The following is a 24,836-nucleotide window of genomic DNA, read 5'->3' as shown; positions in this document are numbered from 1 at the left end:
GTCAGCGCATCGGCGGCGGAGAGGGTACGCCGGTGTCGGCCGGCGTGTAGTTCAGCGGGATCCCGAGAGTCTCGTCGTGCTGCGAGGCGCCGACCAGGACGACGCCGAGAACGGGCGCGCCCGCGAACGCCAGCGCCGCGGTGAGCCGGCTGACGTCGGTGTCCTTGTCGTGGCCGACCTGGACCACCAGGACGGAAGCGTCGACCGCGGCCGCGAGCGGGGTGATGCCGTGCCGGCCGACCGAGGCGGGGCCGTGGATGACGACCGAGTACCCCGGCGGCAGGTCCGCGATGATCCCCGGGACCAACGACGGGCCGACCGCCAGGGCGGAGTCGTCGAAGGTCAGACCGGGCGGCAGCACGTACAGGTCGGCGACCGTGCCCGGGCGGAAGAGCTTGCGCGCCCGGACCGCCCGCGTACCGGCCGGCTCGGCGACCAGATCGGTCAGTCCCTCGTGGTCGGTGACGTGGGACAGGACCGGCGTACCGTGCAGGTCGGCGAGCACCAGCAGGGTCTCGCGGCCGTCGCGCGCGCTCGCCTCGGCCATCGCCAGGGCGATCCCGGCCGAGTTCGGCGTCGGGGAGGCGGACACCACGAGCAGGGCGCCCGCGCCGCCGGTACCGATTCCGCGGGGGTTCAGCTCGCGGCGAGCGAGCGCGCCGCTGGCCTCGGTACCGAGGGCGGTGAGCTCGGACGGCGGGAGCTGCGGTGCGGCCCTTCGCCAGAACCGGCGGCGGCCGATCGACGCGGTGATGACCGGTGCGCTCGCGGCCTTGGCGGCCTGGTCGCGGGTCAGGACGAACGGGCTCAGGTGCGTACTCACCAGGGCGAGGCCGAAGCCGAGGACGAGACCGAGGATGCCGCCGACGGTGATGTCGCGGGCCACCTTCGGCGAGGAGGTGGCCGTCTCCGCGGTGGCCGGGGTGACCAGCTGGCTGCTCGACCCGACGCCCGTCAACGCCTTGCGCATCGCGGACGCCTCGTCGGCGGCCTGCCGGGCCTCGGTCGCCAGACCGACCCGCTGGTCACGCAACGCGGCCGCGGTCTGCGAGTCGCCCCGGGCCACGGCCTCACCGATCTGGCTGACCAGGCTCCTCGACTGCGCGTTCGCCGTCTTGGACCGATCCGTGGCCTGGGTCGCCAGCGTGGTCAGCAGCACCTTCGCCTCGTTCGTGCGCTGGGCCAGGTAGATCCGGGAGATCGCGTTCGCGCGGCGGGCGGCCTCGGAGGCGGTCGGGCCGTCGATGGTGACCAGGTACGCGTTGTCGGTGACCGCCTTGACCCGGGTCACCGCGGCGAGCTCCTGGACCGACTCGTCCGTCGTCGGCAGCTCCAGCGACTTCGCCACCTCGCGCAGCAACGTGGGACTGGCCATCACCCGGGCCTGGGTCTCGGCCGGCAGGTCCATACCGAGCGGGCCGGTCTTGTCGGTCCCGGTGGGGAGCTTGCCGACCAGCGCGGGCGGGACCGCCGGGCCGATCACGACCTGGCTCGAGGCGGTCCACCGCTCGGTCTGCGACAGCGAGAAGAACGACGCGCCGACCAGGCCGAGCAGGACGCAGCCGAGGATCAGCCACTTGTGCCGCAGCAGCGACTGGGCCGTGTCCCGCCAAACCACCGTGCCGGGCTCCATCCGGTCCCCCAACTCCTTCGCCGATGACCGGCATCACGATGGGTGACCGGCTCCCTGCCGCAGCACAGGATATCCGGAACGTCATTCCCACGAAACCGCGCCGGACGCCCGGGACGCACCGGGAGTTTCCCCTCCGTTGGGCCCGGTGACCTACGCTGCTCCCCGGGGGTCCGGGGCAGCTGTGTCGGATCGGGGACGCCGGGGTCGGCGTCACGTGGAGGGGGACTACCTCAGCATGAAAAGAAGATGGCTCGTCGCACGCCTCGGTGTGGTGGGTGCCCTGCTGGCGACGGCGCTGACGCCGACGCCCGCGCAGAGCATCGGCGCCTCGCTCTCGGCCGCCGACAGTCCGGTCTGGCAGACCAACGCCAGCGTGCAGGGCATCACCGTGGCCGCGGGCAGGGCGTACGTCGGCGGACGCTTCACCAGTGTGCGGCCGCCGGGTTCGCCGGCCGGCACCAACGAGGTGGGCCAGGCGTACCTGGCCGCCTTCGACGCGGCCACCGGGAACCTGGTCACCGCGTTCACCCCGGTCCTCGACGGCCAGGTGTACGCCGTGGCCGCGTCCGCCGACGGCTCCCGGTTGTACGTCGGCGGTGACTTCACCACCGTCAACGGCGTCACCCGGAACAGGATCGCCGCGTTCGACACGGCCACCGGCGAGCTCGTCCCGACCTGGAAGCCGTCGGTCTCCTACCGGGTCAAGTCGATCGCGGTCAGCGGCGGCACGGTGTACTTCGGTGGCTCGTTCGGCCTCGTCAACGGACAGGACCGGCCCCGGCTCGCCGCGGTCTCGCAGGACGGCACGTTGTTGCCGTGGGCGCCGGCCATCGACGGCGACGTGTACGCCGTGGACGTGGCCGACGACGGCTCCAAGGTGTACGCGGGCGGCCAGTTCAGCACGGTCAACGGCACCAGCCAGAACACCGTCTCCAGCCTCGACCCGGTGAGCGGCGCCGTGCTGCCGTTCCCGGCCGCCGCCGCGGTCCCGCCGCCGAACGGGCAGTGCAAGACCCGGGTGAAGGCGATCGACACCAGCGGCGACAAGGTGTACTTCGGCAACGGCGGCGACGGCCAGGGCTGCTTCGACGGCACCTGGGCCGCGGACGTCGGGACCGGCGCGCTGATCTGGAAGAACGAGTGCCTGGGCGCCACCGAGGCCGTCAAGGTGGTGGACGGCTGGCTGTACAAGGGCTCGCACGCGCACGACTGCGCTTACAACGGCACCGGTGGTTTCCCGCAGGGCTTCGGGTACCGGTTCCTGCTGACCCAGTCCCTCACCGACGGCAAGCTGGGACCGTGGTTCCCGAACACCAACGCCGGAGCGCCCACCGAGGTCGGCCCGCTCGCCTTCGCCAGCGGCGGCTCGGACCTGTGGGTCGGCGGTGACTTCACCACCAGCAACGGCGTCGCACAGCAGGGCCTCACCCGGTACACCACCGCCGGTCCGGGCACCGCTCCGGCCAAGCCGGCCAAGCTCATCCCGTACAGCGTGCAGCCCGGTGTCGTGCAGATCCACTTCCCCACTGTCGTGGACAACGACGACAGCACGCTGACGTACCGGCTGCTCAAGGGATTCAGCAACACCACGATCGCGACCTTCACGGCCACCTCCACTCCGTGGGACCGGCCGTGGCTGCACTACACCGACACCGACGTGACGCCGGGTGAGGTGACGAACTACCGGGTCGAGGTGACCGACGGGACGAACACCCTGCGCGGCAACTACTCCGACCCGATCACCGTGGCGAGTACCGCGTCCACCGCGTACGACCAGCTCGTCGGATCGGACGGGCCGCAGGCGTACTGGCGGCTGGGTGAGTCGTTGGGCACCACCACGTCGGTGGACTCGTCCGGGCAGAGCAACAACGGCACGTTCACCGGGATGACGCTGGGGACGGCCGGGGCGATCGCGGGCAACACGGCGGCGACCGTGAACTCCAGTACCGGGCGGATGGTCGGCGAGAAGGCGTACAGCTTCCCGCAGCAGTTCACCGTCGAGGCGTGGGTGAAGCAGAGCTTCCTCCGCGGCGGCCGGATCGTCGGATTCGGCAACAACCGCACCGGCAACGGCGCGAACGGTGGCGACCGGATGCTCTACATGCGCAGCAACGGCGCCATCACCTTCGGCGTCAACGACGGCAGCCAGCGCACCCTCACCAGTGCGAGCGGCAAGAACGACAGCCAGTGGCACCACGTTGCCGGGACGTACGACAACGGCACCATGAAGCTGTACGTCGACGGCGTCCAGGTCGGTAGCCAGACGGTCGGTTCGCTGGCCACGTACTACGGCTGGTGGCGGGTCGGGTACGACAACATCGGCGGCTGGCCCGGCGGCGGCGCGTCCCAGACCGGCATGGTCATCGACGAGGCCGCGGTCTACCCGTACGCCCTGGACGCGGCCCGGATTCAGGCACATCACGCGGCCCGCTGAGCGGATCGTCACGCGCTAACAGCACAACGTCATAACGCTGACGGCAGGCCGCCTTCCTGGTGGCCTGCCGTCACCGCTAGATTTTCGCGGGTCACAGAAGCCCGCCCGCTTTCAGTCCGAAGGACGTTGATGAAGAAGTTAGTCCTGGCCCTGGTCACCGTCGGAGCCGTCGTGGCCGCCGCGCTGATCCCCGCAGGTCCGCCCGTCCAGGCGGCCTCGCCCGGATTCGGCACCGCGGTGTCCGCGCTCAAGCAGAGCTCCTGGCAGACCAACGCACCCGTCAACGCGGTCGCCGTCGCCGGTGGCTCCGTGTTCATCGGGGGCCTGTTCAGCCGGGTCCGTCCGCCGGGCAAGCCGGCCGGTCAGGGCGAGGCGGTCCGGACGTACATCGCGTCCTTCAACCGGACCACCGGCAACGCGTCCAGCTTCGCGCCGAAGCTGAACGGCCCGGTCTGGAGCATCGCCGCCTCGCTGGACCAGAAGTGGATCGTCGTCGGCGGCGACTTCACCACCGTCAACGGCCAGCCGCGGAACCGGATCGCGATGTTCAACGCGGCCACCGGCGCGCTGTCCAGCTTCCGCCCGTCGGTCAGCTACCGGGTCAAGGCGGTCGCGATCTACGGCAACAGCGTCTTCATCGGCGGCTCCTTCGGCCGCGTCTCCGGCGTCGTCCGGAACCGGCTCGCCGCCCTCGCGCTGAACAGCGGCGCCCTGCTCCCGTGGAACCCGAACGCCAACGACGAGGTGTACGCGATCGACGTCGCCGACAACGGCACCAAGGTGTACGCCGGCGGCCCGTTCACCACCGTCTACGGCCAGCACCACAACACCCTGGTCGCGCTGAACAACAGCACCGGCATCCCGTACGCGATGGCGGCCGCGTCGGCCATCCCCGAACCGACCAGCCGCTGTGTCACCCGGGTGAAGGACATCGACACCTACGGGTCCAAGGTCTACGTCTCCAACGGCGGCGACGGGACCGGCTGCTACGACGGCATCCTGGCCGCGGACGTGGCGACCGGCAAGCTGCTCTGGCAGAGCAAGTGCCTGGGCGCGACAGAGGCGATCAAGGCGATCGGTGACTGGGTCTACAAGGGCTCGCACGCGCACAACTGCCAGATGGACGACCCGGCGTACTTCCCGGACGGCACCGGCACCCACTACCTGCTGGTGCACAGCGGGGTGACCGGCAAGCTCGGGGCGTGGTTCCCGAACACCGACGCCGACCAGAACAGCGCGACCAAGGTCGGTCCGCTGGCGATGGCCGCCGGCGGGAGCGACCTGTGGGTCGGCGGTGACTTCCTGCACGTGAACGGTGTGGCGCAGCAGGGCATCACCCGGTTCACCAACGCGGCGCCGGGAGCGAAGGCGAAGACGCCGGCCGCGCCCAAGTCGAACAGCCCGGTCGCGGGCAAGGTCGGGCTGTCGTTCAACACCGTGGTGGACCCGGACAACATCACCCTGACCTACAAGCTCTACCAAGGCACCCGCCTGGTCGGCCAGTGGAACCGGAACTCGTACGGCTGGCACAGCTCGACGCTGGTCACCCACACCGACACCGGCGCCAAGAGCGGCTCGGTGGTCAGCTACCACCTCGAGGTCCTCGACGGCCGCAACGTGGTCAAGTCGGCCACCTCAGCACCGATCACGGTGAAGTAGAAAAAGGCGCTGAAAGAGAGGCCCTCGCCCGGCACCGGGCGAGGGCTTCTTGCTGCCGCGACACTCGCTTGGGGTGGAGGTGAGGGGCGACGATTGGTCAGAGTCTGTCGGGGTTCGGGACCGGGGTGGGGTTGTTGCGGTGGGCTTTGATTGCTCGGTGGGCTTCGTGCCACCAGAGCAGCAGGGTGCAGAAGGCGGCCAGGGCGAGGCCCCAGGCGGCGCCGGGTGGGCCGCCCAGGTACGCGCCCGTGATGCCTGAGGCGATCAGGACGACCGACGAGATCAGCCTGACCCGGAGACCACGGGACGCGGCGGCCAGGGCGCGGAGGATGGCGAAGGCGCCCGCGTTGGAGGCGCCGAGGGCCTGCAGCAGGATCACCGGGATCATCACCGCGCTCGCCTCGGCCCACACGCCCGGACCGAGCAGCTCGCGCCCGACCGCTTCAGGCAACAGCAAGAAGATCGCGCCCCACCCGAGCGCCCCCGCGCCGACGCCGGCCGAGATGACCAGCCCGACCCGCCACAGCCGACGGTACGAATGCCGCAACGCGCGCGCCGCCTCCGGTACGGCGACCGCCCGGATGCCCTGGTTGAGCACGTTCACCGGGCCCAGCAGGACCTGCGCCCCGCGGATGCCGGACACCGCCGCGATCCCCGCGACCGCGGTGATGCCGAGCATGTACACCTGGATCGTGCCGCTCACCGCGAGCATCTCGCCGACGTACTTCGGAGTCAGGTCACGGTTCGCCCGCAACCAGTCCTTCACCAACTGGAACCGCGGCGCCACGCCGGCCTGGAACCGCCCGGCGATCGCCGCGATCACCGCCCCGAGTCCCCAGCTCAGCGTCAACGAGAACGCCGACGCCGACCCGGTCAGGTACAACGCGGCGAACAGCACGCCCATCGCGACCAGCCAGATCAGGTCGTTGACGAACGCCTTCCGCCCCTCCCCCACCACGAAGAACGCCCACCGCCACGCGTCCTGCAGCAACAACCCGGGCATCGTCACCGCGAAGGCGAGCAACACCAGGTGCGACGGTACCCCCGGAACGGCCGCGATCACCAGGCCGACGATCATCGCCGCGACGCCGGCCAGGAACGCGGTCGCCGTACTCGCGCGAACCGCCTTGTGCCAGGTGGGGGTACGGCTGCCCGCGTGCCGGACGCCGAGCGGTTCGGTGGCGATCGCGCGGGAGACGTTCAGCGCGATCGTGTAGCCGCCGAACGCGAGCGCGTACACACCGAAGTCCGCGACACTGCTGCTGCGGGCGACGAGGACGCCGACCGCGAGGTTGCTGAGGCTGGACAACCCCTGGTCGGCCAGCCCCCAGCCCGCGCGACTCGCCGGGCCCGCGAACCTGCGGAGGTTCAAGAAACCGGCCGCGGTGGCCGGCGCAGGATGGCGAGGCAGAACCGCGGAATGCCCAGCACGTACCGCTTCCAGAGCCGCCGCGGCTCCTTGGAGAGCCGGTAGCTCCATTCGAGCCCGGCCTTCTGCATCCACACCGGGGCCCGGTCGAGCCGGCCGGTGTGGAAGTCGAACGCGGCGCCGACGCCGATCAGGATCGCGGCGTCCAGCCGGTCCCGGTGGTCGGCCATCCAGCGCTCCTGCTTCGGTGCGCCCAGCCCGACCCAGACGATGTCCGGCGCGGCCGCGTTGATCCGGTCCACGACCTCCGCGGTCTCCTGCGGCGACAACGCCCGGTACGGCGGGGAGTACACGCCCGCGACCTTCAGCCCCGGGTGCTTCGCGGTGAACGTGTCCCGCAACTGCTCGACGACGCCGTCGGCCCCGCCGTAGAAGTACTGCGACCAGCCGCGCTCGGCCGCCTCGGCCATCACCCGCTCGAGCAGGTCGGGACCACAGACCCGAGCCATCTGCCCGAAGCCGGCCTTCTTCCCGGCCCAGACCAGCGGCATCCCGTCGGCCAGGGTGAGGCCGGAGGTGTTGTACACCTCGGTGAGCCGCTCGTCGGCGCGGGCGTGCAGCAGGGCGTTCATGTCCGAGACGCAGACCAGCTGCCGGTCGTCGTTCGCGATCCACTTGCCGAACCGGTCCACGGTGTCGTCCATGTCGGTGACACTGACGTGGATCCCGAGCACGTCGACACGCGCGTCTCCGGTCCGGGCTCGATCGGCGTGGCCGGTCGCGGGCGGGCCCGTCATCTCGGCGGTCATTGTTGTTCCTCAGTCCTGTGGGGGGCTCAGTCCTGTACGGGGTGGTGCGAGGCGCGCCGGTAGTGGGAGGGCCGGCGCTGAGTCGGTCGTGCTGGGTCAGTCTGGCTCGGCGAGGGCGGCGAGGTCGGCGTCGACCATGATCCGGACCAGTTCGGGGACGTGCACCTGGGCCTTCCAGCCCAGCTCGGTCTGCGCCTTCGACGCGTCACCGATCAACGAGTCCACCTCGGTCGGCCGCTCGTACCGGGCGTCGTAGTCGACGTGCGCCTGCCAGTCCAGGCCGGCGTGCTGGAACGCGAGCGCCACGAAGTCGCGGACCGAGTACGACGTCCCGGTGGCGACCACGTAGTCCTCGGGCTTGTCGTGCTGCAGCATCCGCCACATCGCCTCGACGTACTCCGGTGCGTAGCCCCAGTCGCGGCAGGCTTCCAGGTTGCCCAGGTAGAGCCGCTTCTCCCGGCCGAGCTTGATCCGCGCGACCGCCCGGGTGATCTTGCGGGTCACGAACGTCTCGCCGCGGCGCGGGCTCTCGTGGTTGAACAGGATCCCGTTCACCGCGAACATGCCGTACGCCTCGCGGTAGTTCCGGGTCATCCAGTACCCGTAGACCTTGGCCGCGCCGTACGGCGAGCGCGGGTAGAACGGGGTGTCCTCGTTCTGCGGTGGGGCCGCGGCGCCGAACATCTCCGAGCTGCTCGCCTGGTAGAACCGGCAGTCCAGCCCGATCATCCGGATCGCCTCGAGCAGCCGGGTGGTGCCCATCCCGGTGGTGTCACCGGTGTACTCCGGCTCGTCGAAGCTCACCCGGACATGGCTCTGCGCGGCCAGGTGGTACACCTCGTCCGGCTGGATCGTGGCCAGCAGGGTGACCAGCCTGGATCCGTCGGTGAGGTCGCCGTAGTGCAGGAACAGCCGCTTGTCCTGCTCGTGCGGGTCCTCGTACAGGTGGTCGATCCGGTGCGTGTTGAAGGTGCTGGCCCGGCGGATCAGGCCGTGCACCTCGTAGCCCTTCCCGAGCAGCAACTCGGCCAGGTACGAACCGTCCTGGCCGGTGATCCCCGTGATCAGGGCCTTCTTCATTCCGCTCCTCCCAGCTGGCCGCGGTACCAGGCGTACGTGCTCGCCACGCCGTCCGCGAGATCGATCCCCGGCTTCCAGCCCAGCGCGCTCAGCCGGCTCACGTCGAGCAGCTTGCGCGGGGTCCCGTCCGGCTTCGACGGGTCGGTGCTGATCGTGCCGGTGTAGCCGATCGTCCGGGCGACCAGCTCGGCCAGCTCGCGGATGGTCACGTCGGTGCCGACGCCGACGTTGATCGGCTCCGGCTCGTCGTAGTGCTCGAGCAGGTGCAGGCACGCGTCGGCCAGGTCGTCCACGTGCAGGAACTCCCGCCGCGGCGTCCCGGTCCCCCACAGCACCACCTCGGCGGCGTCCGTCGACGCGGCCTCGTGGAACCGGCGGATCAGGGCCGGCAGGACGTGCGAGCTGGCCGGGTCGAAGTTGTCGTTCGGCCCGTACAGATTGGTCGGCATCGCCGAGATCCAGGGCAGGCCGTACTGCCGGCGGACGGCCTGGACCTGCATGATGCCGGCGATCTTCGCGATCGCGTACGCGTCGTTGGTGGGCTCCAGCTCGCCGGTCAGCAGGCTCGACTCGCGGATCGGCTGGTCGGCGTACTTGGGGTAGATGCAGGACGAGCCGAGGAAGAGCAGCCGGGGCGTCCGGACCGCGAGCGCGGCGTCCATCAGGTTCACCTGGATGCGCAGGTTGTCGCTGAGGAACTCGGTCGGGTGGTCCCGGTTCGCCAGGATCCCGCCGACCCGGGCGGCCGCGTCGATCACCACGTCCGGCCGGTGCTCGGCCAGGAAGGCGAAGGTGGCGTCCCGGTCCCGCAGGTCCAGCTCGGCCGAGGTCGCGCCGATCAGCCGGCTGAATCCGGCCGCCTCGAGCCGGCGCCGGACCGCGGAGCCGACCAGGCCCCGGTGGCCCGCGACGTACACCACGGACCGTGGGTCGATCGTCATCAATAGGCTCCTGATCCGTAGAACACCGCGCGCAGCGTCTTCCAGAGGATGAGCAGGTCCAGCGTCATCGACCAATTGTCCACGTAGCGCAGGTCCAGCCGGACCGATTCGTCCCAGGACAGGTCGCTGCGGCCGCTCACCTGCCACAACCCTGTCATGCCCGGCTTGACCAACATCCGCCGGGAGTCGTCCGCCGCGTACAGCGCGACCTCCTCGGCCAACGGCGGCCGCGGCCCGACCAGGGACATGTCGCCGCGCAGTACGTTGATCAGCTGCGGCAGCTCGTCCAGCGAGAACCGCCGGGTCCACCGGCCGAGCGGCGTGACCCGTGGGTCCTGGCGCATCTTGAAGTGGACGCCGTTGCCGTCGCTCAGGGTGTACAGGTCGCTGAGCCGCTGCTCCGCGTCGGTGTACATACTGCGGAACTTCAGCATCGTGAACTCGGTCCCGGCCCGGCCGACCCGGCGTTGATGGAACAGCACCGGACCCGAACTGGTCAGCTTGACCGCGAGCGTCAGCCCGATCAGCAGCGGTGCCATCAGGACGATCAGGGCGAGCGCCACGATCCGGTCGAAGATCGCCTTCATCAGGTGCGGACCACCACTCACCGACGGCCGCTCCAGGTGCAACAAGGACAGGCCGGCGACCGGGCGGACCGAGATCCGCGGCCCGGCGACCTCGATGATGCCCGGCGACACGATCAGCTCGATCCCCCGTTGCTCCAACGCCCACGACAACCGGCGCAGGGACTGCCCGGCGAGCTCTGGGTCGGTGGCGACGGCGACCACGTCGACAGCATGCCGGTCGACGGCGGCCAGGATGTCCGGCTCGTCCAGCTCGTCCGGGCGCAGCGGGCCGGTGCCGCGGCTGTCGTCCCGTGGCCGGCAGGTCGCGACGACGCGGAACCCGTCCGACGGGCGGCTCTCGAGGTGCTCACACAAAGTTGCGGCCGGCCCCCTTCGGCCGACCACGAGAACCCGGTGCATGCAGCGACCTCGGAGCCGATGCCGATGCAGGTCCTTGCGCAACCCGTACCGCAGCAGCAACGCCGCGAGCACCGTGACCGGGATCGCCAGGACCACGAAGCCGCGGGCGATCTCGCTCCTGGTCGCGTACGACGCCATCGCGATCGCGGCGGTCAGACCGACCCCGGCGCGCAGCAGGGATCGCAGCTCCTCCGGCCCGGCGCCGAAGTACCGCGGGTCGTAGCCCTTGGTGAGCGCGACCGCGGCGACCCAGGCCAACGGCAGCAGACTGCCCATCACCAGGTACCCGTTGCCGACGTGGTAGCCGAAGCGGGTCAGCAGCGCGATCGAGATCCCGATGACCGCGGCCAGCAGGTCGCCGCCGACGGCGGCCCAGCGGTACACCCCGATCCAGCGCGGCTCGGTCGAACTGGACGGCAGCGGGACGATCGCCGGGACCTCGTGCGGGACCACCCACATCGGGCCGTGCCCGTCGGCGAGGTCGGAAGGCCGGACCGGAGTCCTGGATCCGGGCGGGTCCTGCTCGGGCGGGACGTCCTGGGGCGTCGCGGGTACGTGTTTCCCTCCGCTCACACCAGCCCCTCGTCTCCAGCCGTCATGCACACTCAACGGCGTCCGACGGCAGTGGCCCCTAGGGGAGTTTGCAGGCTGCCGGACAGCCGTGTCAAAACCGCTTCGGAGCACAGCCGGTAGCCGGTGCGGTACCAACCGTAGAGCAGGCTTCCGGCTGCCGACAGCGCTGACACCAGGACGATACGCGACCGTTGCCGATCGCCTCCGGAGGTTGCTGGCGCGGCGGCCGTCGATGGGTCAGACTAGGCGGGTCGGATGACCGAGAGTCACCGGCGGGGGAGATCGAGCGGGGGCCCGGCGGCGCGGAGGGTGTGACCGCGGGACGGGCAGTTTCACAGCTGGGGGGCTGGTTGTGCTGGAAAACGTCACTAGACCGTTGCTGCGCGCGGATCCTGGCCGGCCGGTGCTCTGTCCGGGTGACCAGGTGATCGCCGACGTCGGGCTGTCACTGTCCGGAATCAAGGTGCCGTTGGCGGTTCTCGGCGACGCCGTGCTCGGGCACCCGCCCGCGCCCGGCCGGGTCCGGGTGCCGGCCACCGCCGACGAGATCGGGCGCGCCCTGCTCGCGAGCGAGGTGGTGATCGCCGACGGCGAGTCCACGCCGGTCGCGATCCTGTCCGAGCTCGCCATCTCGTCGCCGGACGCCGGCTGGATCGAGGGCCGGCTGCACCCGGTCGGGCCCGAACCACTCGGCCTGCCCGCCCGCGTCGGCGGAAGCCGCGTCGTCGTCGTCCCCGGCCGGCCGCTCACCGCCGCCGACCTGAAATCGCTGCGGGCGTTGGAGGCCGAGGAACTCGTCCTGGTCGTACCGACCGCGGGGCCGACCCCGGACGGGATCCCGGCGGACGTCCTCGGACAATGCTTGGCCAAGGTCGTCCCGAACACGTTCACCGTCCTCCCCCTCCCCGTCCACTGGCGGGGTACGGACGTCGACCACGCCCTCGCGCTGGCCGTGACGGCCGGGCTCGAAGGAACCCACCTGTGGCATCCGAAACCGGCCACCGGGCGAGCCGCGAACTCCGCGACCGAGCCGGCCGATCGCCGCTGGTCCGACGTGCTCGACGCCGTCCGGCAGGCGACCACCGAACCGGCGACCAGTACGGACCGGCTGCTCGCCGCGGTCCTGCCGATCCTGACCCACTGGCGGCCGCCCCGGCAGTACCGCGGTCTCGTCGTCTTCTTCACCGGGTACTCCGGCTCGGGCAAATCGACGCTGGCCAAGGCACTCGCGGACCAGCTCGCCGCCACCACCGACCGCAAGGTCACGCTGCTCGACGGTGACCTGGTCCGGCGGATGCTCTCGTCCGGCCTCGGCTTCGACCGGTCCGGGCGCGACCTCAACGTCCGGCGGATCGGCTTCGTCGCGGCCGAGGTGGCCCGGCACGGCGGGATCGCGGTCTGCGCACCGATCGCGCCGTACGCCGAGAGCCGCGCCGCCGTCCGCGCGATGGTCGAGGCGGTCGGCGACCTGGTCCTCGTCCATGTCGCGACACCGCTGGAAGAGTGCGAGCGCCGGGACGTGAAAGGCCTGTACCGCAAGGCCCGCGCGGGCGTGGTCACCCAGTTCACCGGCATCAGCGACCCGTACGACGAACCGCTGGACGCCGAGATCCGGGTGGACACGACGCAGCGGGACCCGGCCGAGACGCTCGCCGTGATCACCGGGTACCTCACCCGCGGCGGCTGGCTCGGCGGAACCGATCAAGCTCCCGGCGGCTGACCGTGGATCTGGCACTCGCGGCCGCCGCGTTCGGGGTCGGGGTCGTCGTCGGGCTGACCGGCATGGGCGGCGGCGCGCTGATGACGCCCGTCCTCGTCCTGTTCTTCGGCGTACCCCCGTTGGCCGCCGTCTCCAGCGACCTGGTCGCCGGTGCGGTGATGAAGCCGGTCGGCGCGGCCGTCCACCTGCGCCGCGGCACCGTCCATCTCAAGCTGGTGTTCTGGTTGTGCATCGGCTCGATCCCGGCCGCCTTCGGTGGGGTACTGATCGCCCGTGCGCTCGGCGACGGCGAAGAGGTGCAGGCGATCATCCAGCGCGCCCTCGGTGTCGCCCTGCTGATCGCGGCGACCGGGCTCACCGTCCGCGCGTACATCCGGCTGGTCGAACGGGCCCGCAAACGCGACGGCCTGCTGCCGCCACTCCCCCAGGGCCGGCCGCGGATCACGGCGCGGCCGATCCCGACCGTCCTGGTCGGCGTCGTCGGCGGACTCGTGGTCGGGCTCACCTCGGTCGGATCCGGGTCGCTGATCATCATCGCGTTGATGGCGCTCTACCCAGGGCTGAAGGCGAGCGAGCTCGTCGGGACCGACCTGCTGCAGGCGGTACCGCTGGTCGCGTCGGCCGCGCTCGGGCACCTGTTGTTCGGCGACTTCGAGTTCGGGCTGACCGTGGCGATGCTGGCCGGCTGCGTCCCCGGGGTGTGGGTGGGCGCGCGGATCTCGTCGCGGGCTCCCGGTGGGCTGATCCGGCGGATCCTCGCGTTCGTGCTGCTCGCGTCGGCGCTGAAGCTGCTCGGTGTACCGAACCAGGAGACCGTGGTGATCCTGCTGGCCGCGCTGCTCGTCGCTCCCCCGTTGTGGATGCTGATCCGCCGCCGGCACGGGTTCCCGTTGCTGACCGAGCGGCACCTTGTCCGAGCGCTGCAGGGCGCCCACGTCGTCCCCGAGAAACCAGGAGGTCCGGCCGATGAGCGCTGACACGGTCGTGTTCGAGAGCTGGCGCGGCAAGTACTCCGACAGCCCGCGCGCGGTGTCCGAACGCCTAGCCGTCCTACGGCCCGACCTGCGCCGCATCTGGGTGGTCTCCGGGCCCGACGTCGATCTGCCCGACGACGTGGAGCGGGTGGTACGCAACACCCCGGCGTACTTCCTGCGGATCGCGACCGCGCGGTACTTCCTCGCGAACGACATGATGCCGCGCTATCCGCTGAAGACGGCGCGCACGACCTACGTCCAGCTCTGGCACGGCACGCCGTTGAAGCGGATCGGCTTCGACGTGCCGGACGCGCAGTACGCGGGTGCCGACGTCTATGCCAAGCGGCTGGCGAAGGACATCCGGCGCTGGGACCACCTGGTGTCGCCGAACCGCTTCTCGACCGACAAGTTCCGCCAGGCGTTCCGGTACACGGGCTCGGTCCTGGAGATCGGGTACCCCCGGAACGACGTGCTGTCGGGGCCGAACGCGGACGATCTGCGGGAGAAGGTGCGCGCGGATCTCGGGCTGACGCCGGACACGCGGGCTGTGCTCTACACGCCGACTTGGCGGGACGACGCGTTGACGGGATCCCCGGCGCCGAATCCGCTGGCCGCCGAGGTGGAGCAGGTGCTCGCGGGGTTGCCGGAGAACACGGTGCTGCTGTTCCGCTTCCATCACCTGGTCGCGGCGGCGTCCCCGGTACCGCGGCACCCGCGCGTGCGGGACGTGAGCGGGCACCCGGACATCCAGGCGCTGTACCTGGCGGCCGACGCGATGGTCACGGACTACTCGTCGACGATGTTCGACTTCGCGATCACCGGGCGACCGATGGTGTTCTTCACGTACGACCTGAAGGACTACCGGGACCAGCTGCGCGGCTTCTACTTCAATCTGGAGGAAGAAGCCCCGGGCCCGCTCGTGACGACGACCGGCGAGCTGACGGAAGCCTTGGCGGAAGAGGAAGCGGTCGGCCGGCAGCACGCAAACGCCTACGAAGCCTTCCGAACCCGCTACTGCCACCTGGACGACGGCCAAGCCTCGGACCGCCTCATCGAATCAATCTTCGAGAACTGAACCGAGCAACACAGGCGGTCGCGGTCAACCTCACCCCGCCGAACGGCCGAGGACGCGAGCAAGCTCGCAGCAGTTGTTGAGGCACGCGGTCCGGCGGTCGTGGGTGGGAGCGGACCTGCACCACTCACAGTGAGGATGATGGGTGTGGTCCCCCGCGGTGGTCGTCCTGACTCAAGCACTCACTGACTTCGGGGGGACTGCCCCGGGTTCGGTTGACTCCTGATCTGTGAGGACTTGGGTCCTTGCTGGAAGGATGTCTGTCGTGCCGAAAGCGTTTCCGTTGGAGTTCCGTCGTGATGTGGTCGCGGTTGCCCGCAAGGGTGAGGCGCCGATCGCGCAGGTCGCGAAGGACTTCGGGATTTCCGTGTCGTGTCTGCAGCGCTGGCTGAAGCTGGCCGATATCGAGGACGGTCACCAGTCGGGCGCCACTCGGGAGGAGTCGGCTGAGCTGCGCGAGGTGAAGAAGCGCAACCGGCAGTTGGAGCAGGAGAACGAGATCTTGCGGCGCGCCGCGGCCTACTTCGCCCGCGACGTCAACCCAAAATGATGTACCCGCTGGTCCTTGACCTCGCCGCCGACGCGATCCCTGTCGCGGTGACCTGCCGGGTACTCGGCTTCACCACCCAAGCCTTCTACAAGTGGCGCAAGAATCCTGTCACGCAAAGAGATTTCGACGATGCGCACCTGATCAACGTCGCCATCGACATTCACGCCGATGACCCGACGTTCGGGTACCGGTTGATCGCCGACGAGCTCGCCGACGCCGGAGTCGCCGCGGGTGAGAACCGGGTCGCCAGGTTGTGCTCGCAGGAGCGGATCTGGTCGATCCACGCCAAGAAACGCGGCCTGACCCGCAAGGCCGGCCCACCGGTGCACGACGACCTGGTGAAACGCGGGTTCAGCGCGGCCGGACCGAACCTGATCTGGCTGACCGACATCACCGAACACGCCACAGCTGAGGGCAAGCTCTACCTCTGCGCGATCAAGGACGTCTACTCCAACCGGATCGTCGGTTACTCGATCGGGTCACGAATGAAGGCGTCCCTGGCGGTGTCAGCGCTGCGGAACGCGATCGCCTTGCGGGCACCAACTGCCAATCTGATCGTGCACTCGGATCGCGGCAGCCAGTTCCGGTCCACGAAATTCGTCCGGGTCTTGAAGGCCTACCAGCTGCGCGGATCAATGGGCCGCGTCGGAGCTTGCGGCGACAACGCCGCGATGGAGTCATTCTTCGCCCTGCTGCAGAAGAATGTTCTGGACCGACGACGCTGGACCACCAGACACGAACTGCGTCTGGCGATCGTGTCCTGGATCGAGACCACCTACCACCGCCGACGCCGCCAACGCGGCCTCGGCAAACTCACACCCATCGAGTTTGAGACACTTCAACCGGTCGTACTCGCGGCCTGAACCACCACACCCCACGAGTCAACTGAACTCGGGGCAGTCCCGGGTCTTGAATTGGATATGTCGGTCGACCACTGCGGGGGTCACGTGCACTCACCGGACGAGGGGTTTGTGACCTCATAGGAGCCTGTGCCAGCAGGCACCCATCACTGTCTTGTCCGCTCGCCTCGGCTGGTGCGTGCCGCCCTCATCCCTAGCCAGTGGAAGGACGGCAGTACCCACCATGCCACGAGCAGAGGCCCGGTCCCAGGTCGAGATCACCGGTGGTGTCGACACCCACCGAGACACTCACACCGCGGCCGCGATCGATCAGACCGGCCGGATGCTCGGCCATGCCACGTTTCCCACCACCCGGGCCGGCTATGCCGCGCTGCTGGCCTGGCTGCGGTCGTTCGGGCGGCTGGTCCTGGCCGGAGTGGAGGGCACCGGCGCCTACGGGGCCGGTCTGACGACCTATCTGAGCGAGCAAGGCATCACGGTCGTCGAGATCGACCGGCCGAACCGTAAGACCCGCCGCCGGGCCGGGAAATCCGACCCGATCGATGCCGAAGCCGCCGCCCGCGCCGCCCTGGGCAAAGTCCGCACCGGCACCCCCAAAAACCGCGACAGCCAGGTCGAGGCGCTGCGGAACCTGCGGGTCGCCCGCACCAGCGCCGTCGACCAACGCGCCGGCTGCATGCGCCAGATCAAAGCCCTGATCGTGACCGCACCCCATGGTCTGCGCGACCAGCTACGAGGCCTCACCACCGCCCGCCTGATCCACACCTGCCGCAACCTGCGACCCGATTCCACCCAGATCGGCGTCCCCGAACAAGCCGTCAAAACCGCGCTGCGTTCACTGGCACGCCGCTACACCACCGCCCAACAAGAGATCGCCGAGCTCGACACCCTCATCACAGCACTGATCGAAACGATCAACCCGGCCCTTCTCCAGCTCACCGGAGTCGGCCCCGACATCGCCGGGCAGCTCCTGGTCACCGCCGGCCCCAACCCCGAACGGATCCACTCCGAAGCCGCCTTCGCGATGCTCTGCGGCGCCGCCCCGATCCCCGCATCCTCAGGCCAAACACAACGCCACCGCCTCAACCGCGGCGGCGACCGCCAAGCCAACAAAGCCCTCTACCTCATCGTCATCAACCGACTCCGCTGGGACCCACGCACCCACACCTACCTCGCCAAACGCACCGCCGACGGCCTGTCCAAAAAAGACACCATCCGCTGCCTCAAACGACTCATCGCCCGCGAGATCTACTACACACTCCGCCAAACACAACCCACCACCAACAAGCAACCAGCCACTACTTGACATCCATAGGAGCATCCAACCTCCCCACCAACCGACCGCCCCACGCCCTGCACGCCTACTCCAGTCCGACACCCAGCCGGCCGCCCAGGTTGATGAGTGCTGCACGTCCGGCAGCCCCGGCCCAACTCCCCAGCTTGCTGGGTGGTTGGGCGCTGGGCTCGCGTCACCTGCGTGCCGACATCAACCACGCGCAGACACTTCAGATTCTCAGGTAGCTGACGTTGTCGATCCAGCCGTTGAACTGGTCTGTGCTGGAGCGGACTACTTCGCCGTCTGCTCCTATTTTGGCTCCTATGGAGAGCGGCTCGGTTCCGATCAGGTCGAGGGTGCCGATGGCGCCTGTCTTCTCCACCACGAGAGGTGCCGCGTCCGACCCCACCTCCGACACGGTCAGCGTGACCGTGCGGTCCAGGCGGTGGCAGCTCAGGCGGTACCACTTGGCCGGGTCCAGGTCTTGTTTGGACTTCACCACCACCGCGCCCTCGCTGCCGCGGATCACGCAGGAGGGGCGGTGTTTGTCGACCTGGATCTTGTACTGGGCCGAGTCGGCGAAGAGCCCCCTTTGGAGGACGTTGTCGCCGTTGTCGATCTCGCTGCCGTTGGTGAGCTTGTTGAGTCTGATGTCGGCGCCGAACGTGAACTCCGCTTCGCCCGGCGACAACCACTCCTCCGGCTCGATCCGCAGTGCCGCGAACGAGCCTGACGACGTGCCCGAGTACGCCGGGAACCTCAGCGCCGTGCTGCCGTTGCTCCCCTTCTCGAAGGCGGCCGTGGCCTTGTTGACGGTGAGCATCTCGACGATGGCCGCGGAGCCGCCGTCGCTGCGGATCTCGCGTCCCGCGGCTGATCCTGCTTCCTGGTCGTCGAACGTGAGCAGCAACTGTGGCGGCGGCGGTGTCGCGGTGGACGCGATCTCGTCCATCGCACCGTCCTCGCCCGCGGCCGGACCGCACCCCGTTGCCGTACCGAGGACGACCAACGCCGTCCCCACGGCGATCCACCCTCTTCGGTTCATCGCGGACTCAACAGCAGGGTCCACATGGTCGCGGAGGAGTTCGAGCTGTTCGCGGTCGCGGTGAGGCCGCCCTGCGATCCCGTCGGTACCGCGGCACCCCGGTCCGTCAGCAGCGTGGAGATGTAGCCGCTCGGCAGACCGAAGGACGTACTGCGGACCTGCTCCCCCGCCGGCGCCGTCCAGGCCGTCGTCGCCGAGGACTTGTCCGCCCAGTACGACACGCGCCACGCGCCCGGGATCGTCGAGTTGATCACCGGGGTCGTGTGACCGGCCCTGGTCACCGTCTCGGTCGCCGAGGCGAAGGCGCCCACCGGGCTCGTCTGGCTCGTGCCCGAGTACGCCGCGACGGTGAGACCCGCCTTGCTGTAGGCGGACAGGTTCACCGACACGCTCTGGTTCGCGTCGTTCGGTCCAGCCACCTTCTGCCAGACCCTGGTGACGTACCCCGAGCCGGTGACGGTCCGGAGCAACGTCCAGCCGGTCACGCCGGTCGGTCCGGTCAGGGTCGCCGAGGTGTTCTGGGTGAAGAACAGCAGCAACCCGTCGCCCGCACTCGTTGCCGGTGGCACCGTCACGGTATGGGTCAACGCGTTCTGGTTCGACGAGTTGGCGCCGACGAACTCGATCGGGTTCGCGACGTCGGACACGGTCAGCGGCCGGCTGTCGGTCCCGGTCGCGCCCTCGTTGTCGGTCACCGTCAGCGTCACCGTGTACGAGCCGGGCGCCGTATACGTGTGCGACGGGGTCGCCCCGGTCGCCGTACTGCCGTCGCCGAAGTCCCACTCGTACGTCGCGATGCTGCCGTCCGGGTCGCTGGAGCCGGTCCCGCTGAAGTCGCAGGCCAGCAGGTCGCAGGTCCCGGACCAGGCGGCCGACGGTCGGATGTTCGGGACCGGGCCGGTGCCGGCGAGCAGGAACGAGCCCTGCGACCGCCAGTCCTGGCCGTCGATCCCCGGACCGCTGACCACGACCGCGGTCCCGGCCACCGGGACGTTGTTCGCGAAGTTCACCCGGTGCAGGTTGCCGTCACCGCTGGTCGCCCAGTACAACTGGTTGCCGGACAGGAACATCCCGGCCACCTGGCTCCAGTTCACCCCGGTGAGGTTGCCGCTGGCCACGAACCGGCTGGCGCCGACCACCTGGCTCTCCGGGGTGAAGTACCGGTAGTACAGCGAGGACTGGCCGGCCACGGTATAGAACAGCCGGCCGTTGCTGAAGTACATCCCGGTCGCGTTCCGCAGGTCGGTCGCGAAGGCGGTCAGGCCGCGCAGGTTCACGGTCGCCGCCGGACCGAACGTGGTGCCGTTGAAGGTCCGGCGGGTCAGCGTGCCGTCGGTCGTCCCGGTGTACAGGTTGCCGTCGATCATCACCGCGCCGCGCGCGTTCGCGAAGCTGGTGGTGCCGGTGTTCACCGGGTTCGCCGAGCCGGCCGTGGTGCCGTCGTACGAGCGGACCGTCGTGGTCGCGCCCAGCCGGTACACCGGGCCGGGCAGCTGGCCGGTGTACCCGGGCGGCGGGACCAGGGACGAGTTCGGGAACATCGCCAGCCGGCCGTGGAACTCGTAGTTCTGGCCGACCCGGTCGGTGTCGCTGCCCATCAGCAGCCCGCCCGGGACCGCGGTCAGGTCGAAGACGCCGACCCCGCGGGTCCGGGTCGGGTTCCAGGAGAACGGCAGGCCGTTCAGCGGGTCGAGCGCGGCCAGACCCTCCCGGGAGACCGCGCCCGGCGCCGCGTTGTTGCTGCCGCCGGTGTTGTTGACCCAGCGCTGGTGACCACCGATGTACACCGCGACACTGGTGATCCCGACGCTCCAGAGCGTGTCACCGCCCGTGTAGTTGATCCAGCTCGGCTGCAGGTTGCTCCCGGTCGCGTTGGTCTCCCAGCGCGACGCCGAGTCGCACAGCCGGTTCGGTGGGGTGCCGCCCGTGGTGACGACGACGAAGTACGCGCCGTCCGGCGAGAAGTCGACGTCGTGCACGTACGTCCAGAACTGCGAGGAGCAGTCCGGTTCGAACCGGGCCGTGTGCCAGTTGCGGACCGTGGCGGTGGCGCCGGCCAGGTCCAGCATGACGATCTGGGTCCGGGACAGCCCGCCCACCTGCGAGAAGTTGCCAATGGCAATCAGCTTGCTGCCGTCCGGGGTGATGTCGAACTTGTCCACCTGCAGCTCGGCCCCCCGGACCGGCGCGGCGAAGGTGATCGCGAGGAACGGGTCGACCGCGCCGGTGTCCGGGTCGACCGCCGCCAGGACGGTCCGCGGCTGGCCGCCGACCGCCGTGAACAGCCCGCCGAGGTACAGCCGCCCGCCGGACTTCTTGAGGTCGTACACCTGCCGGTTGACGCTCGGCCGGAACGTGGTGACCAGGCTGCCGTTGTCCAGGTTCACCCGGGCCAGCCGCGGCTGGCTGGTGCCGTTGACGGTCGTGAAGCCGCCGCCGATGTACACCGACTGCCCGTCGTCACTGGCCAGCAACGTGTCGACCGACCCGTTCACCACCGGCAGGAAGGTGGGATCCAGGGCGCCGGTGGTCGCGTTGTACGCGAAGATCGAGCGCCGGCTGATCTGGGTCGAACTGGTCGCCGACCGGATCGTGGTGAACGTCCCGCCGACGATCACCCGGTTCCCGATCTGGATCAGCGCGTGGACCTCTCCGTTGAGCGCGTGCGGGGTCCAGTCCACCGGGTTGTCGCTGACGATCGTGGTCTGCGGCAGCTGGACTGCGTCCGCTTCCCGTTCGGTCGCCGCGAGGCCGAGTGCGGCCACCAACGCGAGGACAACGGCGAACAACGGCCAACGGCGTAAGGCCATCTCAACCCCCTGTACACGGGCTCGGCTGGAACGCCGGTGTCCGGCGCCTCCCCCCAGCCAAGGCCCTCGGTGTGGTGGACCGGAACGCGCTCCGCGGGAAGAGCTCCGGTCCACCGGTTGTCCCGCTGTACTACGGCGCCGGTGCCACCACGACGCTGAACATCAAGGCCCGCGCCGACGCGGAGTCCGCGACCGCGGTCAGGCCGCCGAGCGTGCCGGGGCTGAACGGGCCGCTGTCCCCCACCAAGGTGGTGATCCGGCCCGACCCGCTACCGGTCGTGGCGGCACGCACCGTCAGACCGGCCGGCGGGGTGAGGGTCGTCGTGGCGGACGACTTCTCGCCCCAGTAACTGATCAGGCGCGCGCCGCTGACCGAGGAGGCCACCGTCGGCGTCGTGTGGGCGTTCTGCGCGACCGTCTCGCTCCCCGCCGCCGACGCCGCGACCGGTGTGGTCCCGGAGACGCCGGAGTACGCGAGGACGGTCGCACTGCCCTTGGTGAGTGCGGACGTCGTCACGCCGACGACGCTGCCCGCGTCGGCCGCGGTGGCCGTCTTGCGCCACACCCGGCCCTGCTGGTTGGTCGAGCTCGCCGTATGCACCTGGGTCCAGCCGGCCGGACCCGTCACCGTCGGCGCCGGGTCGTTGTCGGTGAAGGTCAGCAGCAGCAACGCGCCGGCCGGAGTCCCTGGTGGCACGGTGACGTTGAACTGCGTGGCGTTCGTGTTCACGCTGTTCGCCCCGACGAACGTGATCGGGCTCGCGCCCACCGGTGCGACGCTGACGGACTGGGTCCGCTGTCCGGTCCCACCGGAGTTGTCGGTGACGGTGAGCGAGACCGAGTACGTCCCGGCCGTGGTGTAGGTGTGCGTCGGGTTCGCCGCGGTCGACGTCCCGCCGTCACCGAAGGTCCACGCGTACGACGCGATGGAGCCGTCCGGGTCCGACGAGCCGGCCGAGGAGTACGTGCAGCTCAGTCCGCTGCAGCTGATCCCGACCTGGGCCACCGGGTTCTGGTTCGGAGGCGCCTGGACACCTAGAAACAGGAAGAGTGCCCGGGACCTCCATTCTCCGGTCGAGACCACGGTCGACGACCCGGTCGGTACCCCCGTCGCCTGGGACCAGCCGGCCCGGCGCAGATCGCCGTCCACCGAGCTCGCCCAGTAGATCGCGGTCGGAGTGACGAACATGCCCTGGACCTGGGACCAGTTGATCCCCGCGACGTTGCCGGTCGCGGTGTACCGGAGCGCGCCGACGACCCCGCTCTGCGGCGTGAAGTACCGGTAGAACAGGCTCGACTGCCCCGCGAGCGTGTAGTAGATCCGGCCGCTGTCGAAGAACATGCCGGAGATCTGGGCCACCTCACTGTGCCAGGTGGTCATGTTCACGAGCAGGTCCCCGGTGTTGATCGCCGTCGGCGTCCCGAACGTGGTGCCGTTGTAGGTGCGCCGGTTGAACGTCCCGTCCGACCAGCCGGCGTACAGCGACCCGTTGAGCATGAACGCACCGCGGTTCGTCGAACCCCAGGTGATCCCGCCGTTCCCGGCCGAGGCCGGCGTCCCGAACGTGGTCCCGTCGTACGTCGTCCGGGTGACCGTGTCGGCCTGCGGGTTCCGCGGACCGGCCTGGTAGATCGTGCCCGGCAACGTCGGTGTCACGTTGGGCTGGATCAGCGTGCCCCCGGAGAGCGGGAAGAACGCGATCCGCGGGTGGTACTCGAAGTTCTGCCCGAGGTGCTCGGTGTCCGAACCGACCCACAACCCGGTCGAGGTGGCGAGCAGGTCGAACACGCCGACCCCGCGTTCCCTGGTCGGGTTCCACGAGAACGGCAGGCCGTTGGCCGGATCGAGGGCGGCGATGCCCGGCCGGGACACGGCGCCCTGACCGGCCCGGTCACCGGCGAACGGGTTGTTCTGCCAGCGCTGGTGCCCGCCGACGTAGACCGCGGTCCCGGTGGCCGCGACGGCGTACGTGGTGTCGCCGCCGGTGTTGTTCAGCCAGTAGTACGTCAGGCCGCTGCCGCGTGCGTTGGAGTTCCAGCGGGCGGTCGAGTCGCACGCCGTCCCCGCCCCGCCGTACGCGCCGGTGGTGGAGATGACGAAGTACGAGCCGTCCGGCGAGAAGTCCAGGTCGCGCATGTAGGTCTGGAACGAGCGTGAGCAGGCGGTGTTGTAGAAGTTGGTCTGCCAGTTCTCCACCGCCGCGGACGCGCCGCTCAGGTTCAGCATGAACGCCTGGTGGTGCTGCGACCCGGAGATGGTGTCGAAGTTGCCGATGGCCACCAGCTGGTTGCCGTTCGGGCTGACGTCCATCTTGATCACGGTGGTGTTGCCGCCGTTGTGCACGCCGGCGATGACCAGGCTCATGTACGGGTCGTACGCGCCGGTGGTCGCGTTCACGGTGGCGAGCGCGGCCTGCGCCCGGCCCTGCACGTGCGTGAAGGTGCCGGCCAGCCAGAGCCGGTTGCCGACCAGCCGCATGTCCTTGATCCGGCCGGTCAGCGCCGGCGGCACGAAGGTCGTCACCCGGGCGCCGGTGGTGGCGTTGATCCGGGCCGTGCTCACCGAGGCCGCGCCGCTGACATTGTTGAACGAGCCGCCGATGTAGACCGTCGACCCGTCACCGGACGGGATGATCGTGGTCACCTCGCCGTCCGGATTCGGCGCGAAGCTGGTACTGATCGCGCCGGTGGTGGCGTCGAACGCGGCGAGGTTCCGGCGGGCCAGGATCGGGCCGCCGGAGGCCGCTTGGATCTGGGTGAACACACCGCCGATCAGGATCGTGTTCCCGACCTGCACGATCGACTTGACCGAGCCGTCGAGCACGTTCGGCGTGAAGTTGGCCGGATCGTCGCTGACGACCCGGTCCTGTGGCACCTGGACGGCCTGTGTGGCCTGAACGGGTACCAGCCAGACGGCGATCGCGGTCGCGATCGCCAGCACGACAGAACTCAGACGTCTACCTGCCACTTCCACCCCTCATCCCCAGTCTCGTTCCTTCCCCCGGTGGTCCGCGGTCACCGTCGTGACCGCGGACCCTTCCTGTC

The 24,836-nt window shown here is 69.8% G+C and carries 16 protein-coding genes; 7 read left to right on the top strand and 9 right to left on the bottom strand.

Going from position 1 to position 24,836, the window contains the following annotated elements:
- Window position 1: 1 nt before the first annotated feature.
- Window positions 2-1,633 (bottom strand): Wzz/FepE/Etk N-terminal domain-containing protein, encoded by a 1,632-nt coding sequence (locus tag FB561_RS22085; protein ID WP_145809721.1) that lies wholly within the window; start codon window positions 1,631-1,633, stop codon window positions 2-4.
- A gap of 235 nt (window positions 1,634-1,868) precedes the next feature.
- Between FB561_RS22085 and FB561_RS22080 the strand changes: the two genes are divergently transcribed.
- Together FB561_RS22080 and FB561_RS22075 are read left to right on the top strand one after the other, a co-directional pair.
- Window positions 1,869-4,067: a LamG-like jellyroll fold domain-containing protein gene (locus tag FB561_RS22080; RefSeq protein WP_145809719.1), complete on the top strand. Its 2,199-nt coding sequence runs from the start codon at window positions 1,869-1,871 to the stop codon at window positions 4,065-4,067.
- A gap of 129 nt (window positions 4,068-4,196) precedes the next feature.
- Window positions 4,197-5,726 (top strand): PQQ-binding-like beta-propeller repeat protein, encoded by a 1,530-nt coding sequence (locus tag FB561_RS22075; RefSeq protein ID WP_145809717.1) that lies wholly within the window; start codon window positions 4,197-4,199, stop codon window positions 5,724-5,726.
- 97 nt (window positions 5,727-5,823) lie between these two features.
- Here the strand turns inward: FB561_RS22075 and FB561_RS22070 are convergent, their stop codons facing one another.
- The 5 genes from FB561_RS22070 to FB561_RS22050 form a co-directional block, all read right to left on the bottom strand.
- Window positions 5,824-7,098, bottom strand: coding sequence for an MATE family efflux transporter (locus tag FB561_RS22070; protein WP_145809715.1), 1,275 nt, complete (start codon window positions 7,096-7,098; stop codon window positions 5,824-5,826).
- Window positions 7,095-7,904, bottom strand: a complete 810-nt coding sequence (locus FB561_RS22065; protein ID WP_145809713.1) for a WecB/TagA/CpsF family glycosyltransferase — start codon at window positions 7,902-7,904, stop codon at window positions 7,095-7,097. Before FB561_RS22065 ends, FB561_RS22070 begins: the two co-directional genes overlap by 4 nt.
- A 96-nt stretch (window positions 7,905-8,000) precedes the next feature.
- Window positions 8,001-8,984 (bottom strand): GDP-mannose 4,6-dehydratase, encoded by a 984-nt coding sequence (gene gmd, locus FB561_RS22060; protein ID WP_145809711.1) that lies wholly within the window; start codon window positions 8,982-8,984, stop codon window positions 8,001-8,003.
- Complete coding sequence (locus tag FB561_RS22055; protein ID WP_145809709.1) at window positions 8,981-9,925, bottom strand: GDP-L-fucose synthase family protein; 945 nt, start codon at window positions 9,923-9,925, stop codon at window positions 8,981-8,983. The genes gmd and FB561_RS22055 overlap by 4 nt, the downstream gene beginning before the upstream one ends.
- Entirely contained in the window at window positions 9,925-11,484 is a 1,560-nt protein-coding gene (locus FB561_RS22050) for a sugar transferase (protein ID WP_145809707.1), read from the bottom strand. Before FB561_RS22050 ends, FB561_RS22055 begins: the two co-directional genes overlap by 1 nt.
- A 352-nt stretch (window positions 11,485-11,836) precedes the next feature.
- On the opposite strand from FB561_RS22050, the gene cysC reads away from it, so the two are divergent.
- The 5 genes from cysC to FB561_RS22025 all read left to right on the top strand — a co-directional run bounded on the left by cysC (window position 11,837) and on the right by FB561_RS22025 (window position 17,966).
- Window positions 11,837-13,204, top strand: a complete 1,368-nt coding sequence (gene cysC / locus FB561_RS22045; RefSeq protein ID WP_238334964.1) for an adenylyl-sulfate kinase — start codon at window positions 11,837-11,839, stop codon at window positions 13,202-13,204.
- A 2-nt stretch (window positions 13,205-13,206) separates the two neighbouring features.
- Window positions 13,207-14,181, top strand: a complete 975-nt coding sequence (locus FB561_RS22040) for a sulfite exporter TauE/SafE family protein (RefSeq protein ID WP_145809703.1) — start codon at window positions 13,207-13,209, stop codon at window positions 14,179-14,181.
- On the top strand, window positions 14,171-15,253 hold the full coding sequence (locus FB561_RS22035) for a CDP-glycerol glycerophosphotransferase family protein (protein WP_145809701.1): 1,083 nt from the start codon (window positions 14,171-14,173) through the stop codon (window positions 15,251-15,253). Before FB561_RS22040 ends, FB561_RS22035 begins: the two co-directional genes overlap by 11 nt.
- Window positions 15,254-15,515: 262 nt before the next feature.
- Window positions 15,516-16,663 (top strand): IS3 family transposase gene (locus tag FB561_RS22030; RefSeq protein WP_145801226.1). Its coding sequence is split into 2 segments (ribosomal slippage): window positions 15,516-15,795 and window positions 15,795-16,663, totalling 1,149 coding nucleotides; the frame shifts between segments, so codons are not numbered across the junction.
- A 220-nt stretch (window positions 16,664-16,883) separates the two neighbouring features.
- Window positions 16,884-17,966 (top strand): IS110 family RNA-guided transposase, encoded by a 1,083-nt coding sequence (locus FB561_RS22025; protein WP_145813238.1) that lies wholly within the window; start codon window positions 16,884-16,886, stop codon window positions 17,964-17,966.
- A 199-nt stretch (window positions 17,967-18,165) separates the two neighbouring features.
- On the opposite strand, the gene FB561_RS22020 is transcribed toward FB561_RS22025, so the two are convergent.
- The 3 genes from FB561_RS22020 to FB561_RS39030 form a co-directional block, all read right to left on the bottom strand.
- Window positions 18,166-18,981, bottom strand: coding sequence for a LamG domain-containing protein (locus FB561_RS22020; RefSeq protein WP_145809699.1), 816 nt, complete (start codon window positions 18,979-18,981; stop codon window positions 18,166-18,168).
- Entirely contained in the window at window positions 18,978-21,791 is a 2,814-nt protein-coding gene (locus FB561_RS22015; protein WP_145809697.1) for a PKD domain-containing protein, read from the bottom strand. Before FB561_RS22015 ends, FB561_RS22020 begins: the two co-directional genes overlap by 4 nt.
- Before the next feature lie 130 nt (window positions 21,792-21,921).
- Window positions 21,922-24,759, bottom strand: a complete 2,838-nt coding sequence (locus tag FB561_RS39030; RefSeq protein WP_145809695.1) for a PKD domain-containing protein — start codon at window positions 24,757-24,759, stop codon at window positions 21,922-21,924.
- Between the last annotated feature and the right edge of the window lie 77 nt (window positions 24,760-24,836).

It is taken from the genome of Kribbella amoyensis (genome assembly GCF_007828865.1).
GTDB lineage: Bacteria > Actinomycetota > Actinomycetes > Propionibacteriales > Kribbellaceae > Kribbella > Kribbella amoyensis.
The sequence above is the reverse complement of the archived record's forward strand: the minus strand, read 5'-3'. Positions and strand labels throughout refer to the sequence as shown.